The sequence below is a fragment of the Protofrankia sp. CiP1_Cm_nod2 genome (assembly GCF_920664355.1).
GTDB lineage: Bacteria > Actinomycetota > Actinomycetes > Frankiales > Frankiaceae > Protofrankia.
Genome location: NZ_CAKKTL010000041.1, coordinates 1 through 14,259, shown reverse-complemented (window position 1 = coordinate 14,259; position 14,259 = coordinate 1). Strand labels below are relative to the sequence as shown.

General features: G+C 70.2%; 9 protein-coding genes, 1 tRNA gene and 1 pseudogene. 7 read left to right on the top strand and 4 right to left on the bottom strand.

The window, feature by feature from the left end; genetic code table 11:
- The coding region (locus NBW84_RS06865; RefSeq protein ID WP_250282769.1) for a fatty acid desaturase family protein at positions 1-965 on the bottom strand (965 nt) is incomplete at its 3' end.
- Positions 966-976: 11 nt separating this feature from the next.
- Positions 977-2,041, bottom strand: a complete 1,065-nt coding sequence (locus tag NBW84_RS06860) for a ferredoxin reductase (protein ID WP_250282766.1) — start codon at positions 2,039-2,041, stop codon at positions 977-979.
- Between the two features lie 168 nt (positions 2,042-2,209).
- Here NBW84_RS06860 and NBW84_RS24125 point away from each other — a divergent pair, with 168 nt between their 5' ends.
- Together NBW84_RS24125 and NBW84_RS06850 are read left to right on the top strand one after the other, a co-directional pair.
- A complete protein-coding gene (locus NBW84_RS24125) occupies positions 2,210-2,545 on the top strand; it encodes a helix-turn-helix transcriptional regulator (RefSeq protein ID WP_445548186.1) in 336 nt (111 codons plus the stop codon).
- Between the two features lie 237 nt (positions 2,546-2,782).
- Positions 2,783-4,537 (top strand): Na+/H+ antiporter, encoded by a 1,755-nt coding sequence (locus tag NBW84_RS06850; protein ID WP_445548656.1) that lies wholly within the window; start codon positions 2,783-2,785, stop codon positions 4,535-4,537.
- On the opposite strand, the pseudogene NBW84_RS06845 reads toward NBW84_RS06850, so the two are convergent.
- Both NBW84_RS06845 and NBW84_RS06840 read right to left on the bottom strand, forming a co-directional pair.
- Positions 4,424-5,167: pseudogene (locus NBW84_RS06845) on the bottom strand (GAF domain-containing protein); the annotation flags it as partial. The gene NBW84_RS06850 and the pseudogene NBW84_RS06845 overlap by 114 nt on opposite strands.
- 705 nt (positions 5,168-5,872) lie before the next feature.
- A tRNA-Leu gene (locus NBW84_RS06840) sits at positions 5,873-5,955 on the bottom strand.
- Positions 5,956-6,070: 115 nt separating this feature from the next.
- Here NBW84_RS06840 and NBW84_RS06835 point away from each other — a divergent pair.
- From NBW84_RS06835 to NBW84_RS06815, 5 genes are read left to right on the top strand one after another with little or no spacing between them, the layout of a single operon-like run.
- Positions 6,071-7,654 carry an FhaA domain-containing protein gene (locus NBW84_RS06835; protein WP_250282761.1) on the top strand — a complete coding sequence of 528 codons (1,584 nt, stop codon included), beginning with the start codon at positions 6,071-6,073 and terminating at the stop codon, positions 7,652-7,654.
- Positions 7,655-7,660: 6 nt separating this feature from the next.
- A complete protein-coding gene (locus tag NBW84_RS06830) occupies positions 7,661-8,209 on the top strand; it encodes an FHA domain-containing protein FhaB/FipA (RefSeq protein ID WP_250282759.1) in 549 nt (182 codons plus the stop codon).
- Entirely contained in the window at positions 8,206-9,633 is a 1,428-nt protein-coding gene (locus NBW84_RS06825) for a PP2C family serine/threonine-protein phosphatase (RefSeq protein WP_250282757.1), read from the top strand. Before NBW84_RS06830 ends, NBW84_RS06825 begins: the two co-directional genes overlap by 4 nt.
- 10 nt (positions 9,634-9,643) lie before the next feature.
- Complete coding sequence (locus NBW84_RS06820; RefSeq protein WP_250282756.1) at positions 9,644-11,125, top strand: FtsW/RodA/SpoVE family cell cycle protein; 1,482 nt, start codon at positions 9,644-9,646, stop codon at positions 11,123-11,125.
- Positions 11,122-12,576: a peptidoglycan D,D-transpeptidase FtsI family protein gene (locus NBW84_RS06815; protein WP_250282754.1), complete on the top strand. Its 1,455-nt coding sequence runs from the start codon at positions 11,122-11,124 to the stop codon at positions 12,574-12,576. Before NBW84_RS06820 ends, NBW84_RS06815 begins: the two co-directional genes overlap by 4 nt.
- The last annotated feature ends 1,683 nt before the right edge of the window (positions 12,577-14,259 follow it).

Genomic DNA, 14,259 nt, shown 5'->3' with positions numbered 1-14,259 from the left:
GCGCACAGGGCGCGTACCTCCGGCGCGATCTGGGCGTACCGGTTGCTGGGCAGGTCGGGAAAAAGGTGGTGTTCGATCTGAAAACTCAGGTTCCCGGTCAGGATGTGGAACAACGCGGAGCCCTCGATGTTGGCCGAGCCCAACATCTGCCGCAGGTACCACTCGCCGCGGGTCTCCCCCTCGATCTGCTCCTCGGTGAAAACCTCGGCTCCTTCCGGGAAATGACCACAGAATATGATCATATGAGCCCAGACGTTGCGGATGGTGTTGGCGGTGAGGTTACCGAACAGAACGGGCAGGAAAGCCGGGCCGGCGAGCAGCGGGAAGGCCACGTAGTCCTTGAGCACCTGACGTCCTCCCTTCCGCAGCGCTGTCGACAGCTGGGTCAGGGTCTCGGCCCAGTTCTTCTCGCCCCGCCAGGCGCGTTCGAGCTCGGAGTCGTAGATCGCTATTCCCCACTCGAAGACCACTGCAAGCATCAGGTTGTACAGCGGCTGGGCGAGATAGAGGGGATGCCAGGGCTGCTCTGGGTGGACCCGCAGCGCGCTGTAGCCAATGTCCCGGTCCTTGCCGAGAACGTTCGTGTAGGTGTGGTGCACATAGTTGTGGGAATGTTTCCACTGCTCGGCGGAAGACCCGGAGTCCCACTCCCAGACGGTGGAGTGGATCTCAGGGTCGCGCATCCAGTCCCACTGCCCGTGCAGAACGTTGTGCCCGATCTCCATGTTCTCCAGGATCTTGGCGGTGGCCAGCATCGCAGTGCCCGCCAGCCACGCCGGGGGCAGCAGGGAGGCGAACATGACCGCCCGTCCCCCCGCCTCCAGGCTCCGCTGAACGGTAATCACCCGGCGGATGTAGCGGGCGTCGCCCTCCCCCAGACTCGCCAGGATCTCCTCGCGGAGCCGGTCGAGCGCACGACCGAACTCCTCGACATCCACAGCGGTGAGCTGTGTCGTGCCTGCCATACTCATCCCTCCTACAGATCGATCTCGATGTCGCCGGCCGTGGCCGACACGCACGTCTGGATATGATCATCCGTGTCGCCGTGTTCCCGGCCGGTGCGCAGGTCCCGCACCCGGCCGGACAGGAGCCGTGCCACACAGCTACGACAGACGCCCGTACGGCAGCCACTGGGCATGAGGACACCGGCGCTCTCCCCCACCACCAACAGCGGGGCGTCGCCGTCGGCGTCCACCTCCCGACCGCTCCTGGCGAACCGGACCCGGCCCCCGGCACCACCCTCCGAAGCCGTGACAGGGCGGAAACGCTCCACCCGCAACCGGTCGGCGATCCCCGCCCGGCGCCACCGGGCCTCGGCGTCCGCGAGCAGCCCCGGAGGTCCGCAGGCCCAGGCCGCCCGTTCGGCCCAGTCGGGGCAGACCGTGGCCAGCTCGGTCATGGTGAGCCGTCCCGCCCGGGTCCGGGTGTGCCGTTCGTGCAGCCGCAGGCCCGGGAAGCGGCGGGCCAGCTCCCGTAGCTCTTCACCGAAGATGACGGCGTCCCGTGTCGGAGCCGAGTGCACGAGAACCACGTCCGGCATCTCGTCGCCGAGCGCAAGTCCGCGCAGTATCGACATGACCGGTGTGATACCGCTGCCGGCCGTCACGAACAGCAACCGCTCCGGCAAGGCCCGGGGCAGCACGAACTGCCCCTGGGGATGTTCCAGGCGAACGATCGCACCGGGTCGGATCCGCTCGACGAGGTAGGGGGACAGCCGCCCGTTCACCAGGATCTTGACGGTGATCGAGAATGTGCCGCCGGGACGTCCAGGCGGTGAGGACACCGAGTAGGGACGCCATTGCCACACGCCGTCGACATCCACGCCGACCCGGACGTACTGGCCCGCACGATGTTCCTTCCAGCCCGCGCCAGGGCGGATCACGATGGTCGCGGCGTCGGCGGTCTCCGGCCGGAGGGCTTCGACCCGCCCGCGTAGCCTCCGGTGGGACCAGAGCGGATCGATCAGGCCCAGATAGTCGTCAGGTAGAAGGGGCGTCGTCAACGAGGTCGCAGCCTCGCGCAGGAACCTCCCGACTGCCACCGTGTGCTTCCTCCCGGTTGTCGGAGGTCGGGAATGGTGCGGGCGCTGCCCGGTGCACGGCCAGAGAAACGGATCTTCCCGACCGGGACCTCATCCGACAGCGGACAAGCTGGCTATTACTCATGGTAGAAAGTTCAATCACTTCAAGCAACATGGATCTTGCTTATCATGGCCACCGGCGAGACCGAGGAGTGCGGATGGATGCATTCCGCAAGAATTCATTCCATTTATTTCTATATCGGGATCGGCCGGCCCGTGCCCATGCCGCGCATCCGCGGGAGTGAGCCGGCCGTATTGCCGTACGGTGGTGGAATGGGCGGCAAACAACTGTGGACGACCGGGGACATCGCCCAGAGGCTGGGCATCTCCGTGCAACGGGCCCGGCTCCTCTCCCGTCGACCGGACTTTCCCGATCCCGTCCAGGAAGTCCCCCACTTCAGCCTGTGGCGTGCCTGCGACGTGGAGTCCTGGCTCGTGAACGGCGCGGCCGACGGCGAAACGTAGTCGGCGTTGGTGTGCCACCGGCCGGCCCCCACCCGCTCCCAGGGGAATTCCTTCCGCATGACGGATCCGCGATCCGCCGCGTCCGCGTCGTAACCGGGGACGCGCGCCGTGCCGGACGACCGGCGAGCGGGCCTACGCCGGTCCCGAACTCGTCGATCTCACACGGACCCGTGACGAATTCATCCGGACGTCCAGGTAGACGACGGACACGGCGGATGCCGGAGGGTGGAGTGGACAGTGCTGGTCGATGTCGCCTACGGGCTGCTGGGCGCGGGAATGATTATCTTCGCAGCCCTGGCCGCGCAGAGGGTCGGCCTGCCGGCGCCGGTCCTGCTCGTCGCCGCCAGCATCCTGTACGCCCTGCTGCCCGGTCCGAACATCGCACTGGACTCCGAGGTCGTCCTCGTCCTGGTCCTGCCGCCGCTGCTGTACTCCGCGGCACTGAACTCGAGCCTGACGGGGATCCGCGCGAACCTCCGGACCGTGATCTCACTGTCCGTCCTGTTGATCATAGCGACCGCTCTTCTCACGGGCTACCTGCTGGCAGTGGTCGTGCCCGGTCTGTCATTCGCGGCCGCCTGCGCTCTCGGCGCCGCGCTGGCTCCGATGGACCCGGTCTCGGCGCTGTCCATCGGACGGCGGGTGGGCCTGCCCGAACGGCTGCGTACCGTGATCGAAGGGGAGAGCCTCCTCAACGACGCGACGGCTCTGACCGTGTACACGGTGGCGGTGGCCTCGCTGGTCGGCGGGGGTTTCGACGTGCCGTCCGCGGTGGGACGGTTCGTCCTGGCCCTCGCCGGGGGGATCACATTCGGCCTCGCCGTCGCCTGGATCGTCGGGCTGGTCCGTCGCCGGCTGGAGGAACCGGTGGTGGAGACCACCCTTTCGCTGGCAACCCCGTTCCTGGCCTACCTGCCGGCGGAGGCCGCCCACAGCTCCGGCGTCCTCGCCGCGGTGGTCGCGGGCCTGGTCCTGGGCCACCGGTCACGGCGGCTGCAGTCCGGGCCCGCGCGCCTGCACGCCGTGGCCGTCTGGCACCTCGTCGACCTCCTGCTGGAGGGATTCGTCTTCCTCCTCATCGGCCAGCAGCTGCCGGCCGTCCTCCACAACATCCAGAAGTATCCGGTCAGCACGGTGATCGCCGCGACGACGGTCACGACCGCCTCGATCGTGCTGCTACGCCCCCTGTGGCTGCTGCTGCCCACCCTGCTGCCCGTGCGGCTGCGGATCCTCTCGCCGCACCCGAACCTCACCGGCCGTGAACTGACCGCTCTGTCCTGGACGGGCATGCGCGGAGTGATCTCCCTCGCCGCCGTCTTCGCGCTGCCACCGTCCGCCGGCAGCGTCCCCTTCCCGCAGCACGACCTGCTGCTGTTCTGCGCGTACGTCACGGTGCTGGTCACACTCGTCGGTCAGGGACTCACCTTCGGGCCGCTGCTGCGGTGGCTGGGGGTACGACCCGACCTGGACGAGGACCAGCGCCTGCGCGCACGGGCACGGATCGCGGCGGCGGACGCGGGGCTGCGAGCGCTGGAGTCGCTCCAGAACCGCGAGTCGGTCCCCGAGGACATCGTCGAACGGCTGCGGAACATCGCGGACATCCGCAGGAGACGGAGCGAGGACATCCTCGCGGCGCTGGCTGTGGACACCACGGCCAGCCTCGCAGCCGAGAGCGCCAGCGCCGTGTTCGGTCACGTCCGCAGAACCATGATCGAGGCGGAGCGGGACGAACTGCTGCTCTGGCGGGACACCGGGAACCTGCCCGACAGCAGCCTCCGGCTGCTAGAGAACGAACTCGATCGTGAGGAGGGGGCGCTGCAGCAGACCGGTGACGAACTGGTCGGGCCGAATGTGCGCCGCCATCATCGTGTTCGCCCGCACGCTCTGCTCGGCGAGATCCCCACCGCCACGGCGGACGTTGCGCAGGCTGCCCACCAGCAGGGTCGCCAGCAGCGCCGCCGCCAGCTCGTGTCCCATCGCGTCGGTGAGTGACACATACAGCTGGGAACGCCCGAAGCTGTAGTCGAAGGTGTCCCCGGCCACGGATCCCGCGGGCTCCACCCAGCCGGCCACCGTCGCCTGCGCACCCTCACAGGTGAACGACTCCGGCAGCAACCGCCGTTGGATCTCCGCCGCCAGCCCGAGCGGGACGGAACGCTGGCCCCACTCGAACAGATCCGTGTACCGCCGGTTCGTGATCACGATGTAGGCCAGGGCATGCCCCGTGGCGGCGACGGTCTCGACAGCATCCTCGGTGGCACCGGCAGGCAGGTGTGCCTCGAGCACCCCGATCGCCTCACCGCGGGCCGTGACCGGCACATACACACTCGTCCGGGCCGAGGACCGGTACACCCGCATCCGCTGTGTCCGCAACACCCGCCCGTGGACGGTGTCGTCCACCGACACCCGTTCCATCGTGTTTCCGCCCGCCCCGTCCCCATCGGGAAACCGCACCAGATAACCGCCCGCATAGTCCGCGATCAGGAAGGAGACCCCAAACGCGCCGATCATCCGGGCCAGCTCACCCGCCACCGCGTGCACCGCGTCGGCGGGAGCGGCGCGTTCCACCGCCGTCAGCAGCTCCCGTAAATCGGCCGTTCCAGAAGGTGCCACTCCCCTCATCTTAGTCAGCGCCACGATAACCGGCACTCCAGGCTACCGGACTCTTACCTTCAACTTGTCACTTTGACCTCTTTCGGTCACATTTCGTGATAGGTGATGATGATCAGGGATGTTCCGGCGTGTCGTCATGGCATGAAACGACCTCCTGTTGACCGTTGCTTCCCGCCAAGGACACCATGATCAAACAGAAGGCCGCGGCGCGACAGTTCGGCCCACAACGTCCCTGCGGTCGAATACCCGAATGTGGTGGGTCGGCTCCGAGGGGAGTTCTACCGCTGCCCGGCCCGGCGGAGCGACGCGCTGTTCGAACTTGCCGATGCCGTGGGGACGCCGAACGCAACCGCGACGGTATACATGAAAGGTCTTTCAGGGACGGATGGGCAACAGCGGCTGGCTGGGGCCTTCGCCGGCGCCCGAGCACTCGATCGCGGCGGCGACGGTCGCAAGCTCGTCGTCGTCGAGCGTCAGGTCCGCCGCGCCGGCCCAGTCGGCGATCTGCGTAGGGCGGCGCGCGCCAGAACTTCGCCGTGAGGAGCTCGCGCTTGCTAGCCGGCGTCAGCGTCGACTACTACCGATCACGCTCGCCGACGCCAACCCCAACCCCAACCCCAGAACCGTGGGGGGTGCCGGGGGGCTCGGCCCCCCGGCAGACATCTCGGCCCCCGGGGAAGCCCCCCCAGGGGGCGACCAGCATGAGCCAGCTCGTGGGCGAGGGGGGAGTTGAACCCCCACGTCCGTCAGGACACACGGACCTGAACCGTGCGCGTCTGCCATTCCGCCACTCGCCCGAGTGCGACTATCACGCTATCACGCGATCCGAGCCGCCCGAGACGTGGGCGGTGCTCAACCGGAAGCATACGATCTCAGTGCCGGTAGCAGGCCGGGGGAGGAGGGGAGGCCGAGATGGGCGTGCTGCAGCGCTTCGAGCGTCGCCTGGGCGGCCTCGTCGAGGGCGCCTTCGCCAAGGTCTTCAAGGGCGGTGTCGAGCCGGTCGAGATCGCAAGCGCGCTGGCTCGTGAGACCGATGACCGGCGTGCCACCAGTGCGAACCGGGTGCTCGTCCCGAACGAGTTCGCGGTCGAGCTTGCCACCAGCGACTTCGCCCGGCTCGCTCCTTATACGCGAGCGCTTTGTGACGAGCTGGCCGAGATGGTTCGGGAGCATGCCGCCGAGCAGCGGTACACGTTCGTGGGGCCGGTGGGGGTGCGGCTGGCCGAGGCTGGCGATCTCGATGTCGGGGTGTTCCGTATCCGTAGCAGTGTCGCCGCGGCCGATCCGGGCGCGGTGGCTGGCAGGCGTGCGGCGGGGCGGTCGCGGCCGATGCCGCCGGGGGCTCCTCGGCTTGTCGTCTCGACCAGGCCGGGGCCTGATGGCCGGGTCGGCGGGGAGGAGCGTGAGTACCCGCTGGACGTCGAGGTCACGGTCATCGGCCGCAGCGTGGAATGTGATATCCGTCTCAATGACACCGGGGTATCCCGCCGGCACGGCGAGGTGCGTCGGATGCCCGACGGGCAGTTCGTCTACGTTGATCATGGTTCGACCAACGGGAGCATCGTCAACGGCCGGGCCGCCAGCCAGGTGAAGCTCGCCAGCGGTGATCAGATCGAACTGGGCGCGACGATCCTGACCTTCCGGCGGGACGATCCACGGGGCGCCGACAGGGGCCGGGCCGCCGGGCGCGTCCCGGCGGGCGCGCCGGTCCCCGCGGGCGCGCCACCGGGCCCGGCGGGTGGGTATCCCCCCGCCTCGGCGCCGCCTGCTCCTTCTGGCGACCCGCGGGCACGGCCTGCCGATCCCCGCCGTGGTGACCCGCGCCAGGGTGTCCCCCCTGGTGGTTACCCGCCTGCCCCCCCGCCGGCGGATCCCTACCGGGGCGACCCGTACCGTGGTGGCGATCCCTATCGGGGTGAGCCGCGGCGTGGCGGCCCGCCCGGCGGCTACCCGCCCGCGCCGGCGGGCCCGTACCGTGACGACCCGTATCGTGATGACCCGCGTAGAGGTGGCTCCCCCGGCGGCTATCCGCCCCCGCCCGCGGAACCGCCGTACCAGGGTGGCGGACGTCCGGTCAGGGGCCAGCCCGCGGGAGGCCGGCCGGGGGATCCGTATGGTGGCGGTTCCCGCTACGACGACCCGTACGGGGAGAGGGAGGGCCAGTACCGTGGCGGCAACCCGTACGACCAGTCCGGCGGCCGGCCTCCCGGTACTCCGCCGAGCGGCTACGGCCCGGGTGCGCCTCCGGGTGCGCCCAGTCGTGGCGGCCAGCCCGGCTACGGCGACCCACGGCGCGGCGGCGACCCACGGCGCGGCGGCGACCCACGGCACGGTGTCGCGCCGGTGCGGCCGGACGACGCCGACCTGTACGAGCAGGACACCCAGCGTCCGGGCCGGGTCCCCCCTGGGGAGGGCCGGCGTCCGCAGGACCGGGATCCCTACGGTGATCGTCCCGCTGGGCCGGGGGCGGCGGATCCGAACGAGCACGCCTGGTAGGACGCCGTGAGCGGATCCCAGCCCAGCGACCTGGTCCTCCTGGTCGTGAAAATCAGCTTCCTGGCGCTGTTGTGGTTGTTCGTCCTGGCTGCCGTCCGCGCGGTGCGCGCGGACATGTTCGGGCCGACGAAACGGCAACGGCAGAACGTCCAGGGGCTGGGCCACGGAGCGGCGGCCCAGCCGGCGCCCGTGCCCGCGCACCCGGCCCGTCCGGCACCGCCGCCGGCCGGCCCGCAGAACGCGCCCGCCAGCCGGCGGGCGCGCACACCGAGCAAGCTGGTCGTCACGAAGGGACATCTCGCGGGGACGATTCTTCCGCTCGGACCGGCGCCTGTCACCATCGGACGTGCACAGGACTCGACTCTGGTGCTGGAGGACGACTTCGCATCCGCGAGACATGCAAGACTCGTCCCCCACGACGGCCAGTGGTTCGTCGAAGATCTGGGCTCGACCAACGGTACTTACCTCGACCGCACGAAAGTGACCAGTCCCATGCCGGTTCCTCTCGGCGCGCCGGTCAGGATCGGGAAAACCGTCCTGGAGCTTCACCGGTGAGCCTTAGGCTTCACTACGCCGTTCGCTCGGACGTCGGCCACGTCCGGGAAGGCAACGAAGATTCCGCCTACGCGGGCACTCGGCTACTGGCCGTGGCCGACGGAATGGGCGGCCACGCGGCCGGGGAGGTCGCCTCCTCCACCGTGATCTCCCAGCTGGCCGGCCTGGACGACGACATCACCAGCGGCGCGGTCCTGGAGGTGCTGGCCGACTCGGTGCACCAGGCCAACAACCAGTTGCGCGAGATGTCCGTCCAGGACGGGGCGCTGGAGGGCATGGGCACCACGGTCACCGCCCTGCTGCTCGCTGGGACCCATCTCGGGGTGCTGCACGTCGGCGACTCCCGGGCGTACCTGCTGCGGCACGAGGTGCTCAACCAGGTGACCCACGATCACACCCTGGTGCAGGATCTCGTCGACCAGGGCCGGATCACGGCCGAGCAGGCGGACACGCATCCCCAACGGTCGTTACTGATGCGTGCGCTCGACGGCCGCGACGTCGAGCCGGACCTGTCCATCCGGGAGGCGATCCCGGACGACCGCTATCTGCTGTGCACCGACGGGCTGTCCGGCGTTGTGACGGAAACCACCATCCGTGAGGCGCTGCTGCTGCCGACGCCGCAGGAGGCCGTCGACCGGCTGGTCGAGCTCGCGCTCAAGGGCGGCGGGCCGGACAACATCACCGTTGTCGTCGCCGACGTCGTCGAGGACGACGGCGAGGACACCAGCCCGCTCGTAGCCGGTGCCGCCGCGGAGAAGCAGGCCGTGCCGGGAGCCTTGGCCGCCCGTACCGGGCCGAACCCCCGGTACGGCGACCAGGACTCCCCGGCCGCCAGAGGCGCGCGAATCGGTCGGCACGGCCCCGCGCCGCGTGCCGAGAGCTCCGACAGCGTGGTGGACGAGGACACGCAGCCGCTCGCCCGGCGGTCGCCGCCCCGGCCGGCCTTCATCATCCTGTGCGTGGTGATCGTCCTGGCCATCGTGACCGTCTGCGGCTGGTTCTACCTGCACAACCGGTACTACGTCGGGGTCGACGGCGACCAGGTAGCGATCTTCGAGGGTGTCGAGGGGAGCATCGCCGGCTTCTCTCTGCACCGGTTCAAGGAGCCCTCCATACCGCTGAGCGATCTCAACGACGAGGGGAAGCTGCAGGTGGAGAAGGGCTACTCTGCCAGTAGTCTCAGCGAGATCCAGCGCTATGTCGCCAACCTGCGGGCCCAGTTCCCCGCCACGCACCCCGCCGACGCCAGCACAGCACCGACGGTGGCGCCGACGCCAGCGGGCAGCGACGGGGAGAAGAACGCCGGGGACGCTCAGGGCTCCCTGGGCGCTGTCACCAGCCCATCGGCACTCTGCGCCACCACTCCTGTCTCGAACTGTAACCCGGCCATCCCAGCGGCCCCGCCGGTCTCGACGCCTGGATGACGCCGACAGGATGACTGTTCTCCCTCCGCTTCGCGGCAAGGCGGTCGATCTCACGGGAACCTTCGCCCGGTTCCCGATACCGGCCGATGTCCATCTGCCGCCGTACCGTCGGCGAGAACTCTCCCTGCTGCTGTTCGCCGGCCTGCTCGCCACCGCCGCCCTGGCGGCCGTCGTGCTCGCCGTCGACGGAAAGATCACCACGTCGGTGTTCGTCTACGGCCTGGGCTTCAGCGCGCTGTGGGGGGTGGCCCACCTGGCCGTGCGCCGGTTCGCGCCGGCCGCCGACCCGGTACTGCTCCCGCTGGTCGCGGCCCTCAACGGCCTCGGCCTCGTCATGATCTACCGGCTGGACCTGGCCAAGGTGGAAGCCGCCGAGAAGGCCGGCAGAAAGATACCGTCCGGCGTCGCACCGTTACAAATGATATGGACGCTGCTCGCGCTCGTCGTCTTCGTGCTGGTGCTGGCGGTCATCCGGGACCACAAGACGCTGTCGCGCTACGCCTACACGGCGGGGCTGGTCGGCCTGGTCTTCCTGGTGCTGCCCGCGATGCCGGTGTTCGGCGCGACCATCAACGGCGCCCGGCTGTGGCTGCGGGTCGGGCCGTTCACCTTCCAGCCCAGCGAGATCTCGAAGATCATTCTTATGGTCTTCTTCGCCGGCTACCTGGTGAACAAACGCGAGGTGCTCTCGGTGGCCTCCCGGTCCTTCCTCGGGATCCACTTCCCGCGCGCCCGGGACCTCGGGCCGGTGCTCGTCGCCTGGCTCGCGAGCCTCGGCGTCCTCGTCGTCGAGAAGGACCTCGGCTCGTCCCTGCTCTTCTTCGGCATGTTCCTGGTGATCCTCTACGTCGCGACCGAACGGGCGTCCTGGGTGCTTATCGGGCTCGCCCTGTTCTCGCTCGGCGCGGTCATCTCCTACCACCTGTTCGGGCACGTCCAGGTCCGGGTGGACGGCTGGTTGCACGCGTTCGACGGCGACAACCCCACCAGCACCTCGTATCAGCTGGTGCAGGGCCTGTTCGGGTTCGCCGCCGGCGAGATCACCGGCACCGGGCTCGGGCAGGGCAGCCCACAGCGGGTCCCCTTCGCCAACACCGACTTCATCGTCGCGAGCATCGGTGAGGAACTCGGCCTCGCCGGGATCATGGCCATTCTCGTCATCTACGGGCTGGTTGTCACCCGTGGCCTGCGGGCCGCGCTCGGCGCCCGTGACCCGTTCGGCAAGATGCTCGCGACCGGCCTGGCCGCCTCGTTCGCCCTCCAGGTGTTCGTGCAGGTCGGCGGTGTCATGCGACTCATCCCGCTGACCGGCCTGACGCTGCCCTTCATCTCCTACGGAGGCTCTTCGATCGTCTCGAACGCGGCCATCATCGCGCTGCTGCTGCGGATCAGCGACTCCTACCGCCGGCCCGGCCCGGCCACCCCGGCCGCGCCGCTGTTCGACCCGAACGCCGTCGCCGACAGCCCCACCCAGGCGGTGCGGACGACGTGAACGCGCCCATCCGCAAGGTCGCCGTCGCCTGCCTGGTGCTGTTCACCGCCCTGCTGGTCAACGCCAACTGGCTACAGGCGAAGCAGGCTGGCGAACTGCGTCACGAACCGAACAACGCCCGCCAGATCACCGAACGGTTCGAACGGGAACGCGGCTGGATCGGCGTGGCCGGCGGGCAGGCGGTCGCGAGCTCGGTGCCGTCCGACGACGAGTACAAATACCAGCGGCAGTACCCGGCCGGGAAACTGTATGCCGCCGTCGCCGGCTACTACGGCCTGTACACCTCCGCCGGCCTGGAGAACTCCCAGAACGACATCCTCTCCGGGGAGGACGACCGCCTGTTCGTTTCCAAGGTTTCCGACCTGGTGACCGGACGCAAACAACGGGGTGGCAGTATCGTCACCACGCTGGTACCCCGGATCCAACAAATCGCGACCACCGCGCTCGGCAACCGTAAGGGGGCGGTCGTGGCGCTCGACCCGAAGACCGGCGAGATCCTCGCGATGGTGACCAGTCCGACATACGACCCGACACCGCTGGCCAGCCACGACGATGCCGAGGCCGGCAGAGCCGCCCGGGCACTGAACACCGACCCGGACAAGCCGCTGCTCAACCGCGCGACCCAGGAGACCTACCCGCCCGGCTCCACCTTCAAGGTGATCACCGCGGCGGCCGCGCTCAACGCCGGGCACCAGCTCGAGGAACGCATCGCCGCCCCCGACCAGCTCCGGCTGCCGCAGAGCAGGACCGTGCTGCCGAACTTCGGCGGCGAACGCTGCGGGGACGGCGACACGGACACTCTCATCCACGCTCTGACGATCTCCTGCAACACGGCGTTCGCCCAGCTCGGTATGGATCTCACCGACGACACCCTGCGCGCCCAGGCCGAGGCCTTCGGTTTCAACTCCACCATCCCCGGCTTCCCGCTGCCGCTGGTGCCCAGCGTGTACCCGCCCCAGCAGCTCGACAAGGCCCAGACCGCGCAGTCCGCCATCGGGCAGTTCGACGACCGGGTCACCCCGCTGCAGATGGCCCAGGTCGCCGCCGCCATCGGCAACAACGGGGTGATGATGCGGCCGTACATCGTCTCCGAGCTGCTCGGCCCGGACCTCAAGGCGCTCAGCCGCACCGAGCCGGAGGTCTACAAACGCCCCGTGAGCCCGGACGTCGCCGCCGCCCTGAACACGATGATGCAGAGCGTGGTCAGCAGCGGCACCGGTACCAAGGCGCGGATCCCCGGCGTCGCCGTCGCCGGCAAGACCGGCACCGCCGAGCACGGTGACAACGAGCCCCCGCACGCCTGGTTCATCGGCTTCGCGCCCGCCGCCAGCCCGAGCGTGGCCGTCGCGGTCGTGGTCGAGGACGGCGGCGGGGAGTTCGGCACCGGCGGCGCGGTCGCCGCGCCCGTGGCCCAACAGGTCATGAAGGCCGCATTGGATGTCCGGCAGTGACCGGCCCACCGCCGCCAGGCGTCCCGGGGCCGGGCCCGGGCCTGCCGGAATCAGGCGTCCCGGCACCGCGGATCCCCCCGGCACCGGGCGTCCCGGCACCAGGCGTCCCGGCCGCGGACGGGCGGGACGCGTTGCCGCCGTTCGCGGGAGCGGCCTCACCGGCCGCCGCGCAGCCTTTCGGCGCCTCGCCGAAAGGCACCGTTCTCGACGGCCGCTACCTCCTGGAAGGACGCATCGCCACCGGTGGGATGGGCGAGGTGTGGCGGGGTCTCGACCGCACCCTCGGGCGTCCCGTCGCCGTGAAGCTGCTGCGCCCGGAGTACGCCAGCGACGAGCTGTTCCTGGTCCGCTTCCGCGGCGAGGCCCGGCACGCCGCCCGGGTGTCGCATCCGGGTGTGGCGTCCGTCTACGACTACGGCGAGGTCGTCACCGATGGTGACCGCCCGACCGCCTACCTGGTGATGGAGCTGGTCGAGGGCGAGCCCCTGTCGGCGTTGCTGCACCGGGAGAAGCGCCTGTCCCCGGAGAAGACCCTGGACGTGCTCGGGCAGGCCGCGGACGCCCTGCAGGCCGCGCACACCCTTGGCGTCGTGCACCGGGACGTCAAGCCCGGCAACCTGTTGCTGCGGACCGACGGCGCGGTCAAGGTCACCGACTTCGGGATCGCGCGCGCGGTGGACGCCGCGCCGCTGACCGCCACCGGAATCATGATGGGCACCGCCTACTACGTCTCCCCCGAGCAGGCCTCCGGCCGGACGGTGACCCCGGCCAGCGACGTGTACTCCCTCGGCGTGGTGGCCTACGAGTGCCTGGCCGGCCGGCGGCCCTTCGACGACCGCAACCCGATCGTGGTCGTGATGGCGCACCAGCAGGACGACCCGCCGCCGCTGTCGCCCGACATCCCCGAGCCGGTGCGCAGCCTCGTCCAGGCGGCGATGGCCAAGGACCCGGCCCAACGGCCGTCGTCGGCCGGCTCGTTCGCCCGCACCGCCGCCACGATCCGTCGCAACCTGTGGAACGCGGACATGACCCGCCGGGCCACCAGCCCGCCGCCCGCGCCCCGGCCGGACCCCGCCGGGGATCCCACCGGACGCTGGCCCGGGCCGACGGGAGCACCCGGGCCGGCCGCGGGCGGGGCGGGGCCCAGCGGGGACCGGCCACCGTCCTGGACCCGCCGGCACACCCGGGCCGACAGCTTCTCCGAAGGGGATCAGCCGTACCGGGATGCCCGGCCGTCCTGGGACGCCGGCGCCGCCCACGACGGCCGCCAGCCCGACCAGGAACCGCCGGGGACGCCGACGGGCACGCCCCCGGCCGCCTGGGGCACGCCGCCCCGGCCGCCCGTGCCCGGCGGCGGATACCCGGCGGACGGCTACGCGGCCCCCGGGTACCGGGAGGCCGGCTATGCCGGCGCGGGCGCCGACGCCCGGACCGGCACCGGCTATGGGACCGGCACCGGCACCGGCTATGGGACCGGCCGCGAGACCGGCTACGACGCCAGCTACGACACCACGAGCCGACCGGACATCCAGCCGACGAACGTCGCCCGGCTCCAGCCGCCCGGCAACCGCGCGGCCTCCGCCCCGCCGCCGGACGCGCGGGGGGCCCTGTCTCTTATACACATCTCCGAGCCCACGAGACAAGAGGCAATCTCGTATGCCGTCTTCTGCTTGAAAAAAAAAA

Coding starts and splice junctions, on each gene's coding strand:
- NBW84_RS24125 (WP_445548186.1), top strand. CDS start 2,210: ATGGCCACCGGCGAGACCGAGGAGTGCGGATGGATGCATTCCGCAAGA.
- NBW84_RS06835 (WP_250282761.1), top strand. CDS start 6,071: ATGGGCGTGCTGCAGCGCTTCGAGCGTCGCCTGGGCGGCCTCGTCGAG.
- NBW84_RS06820 (WP_250282756.1), top strand. CDS start 9,644: ATGACTGTTCTCCCTCCGCTTCGCGGCAAGGCGGTCGATCTCACGGGA.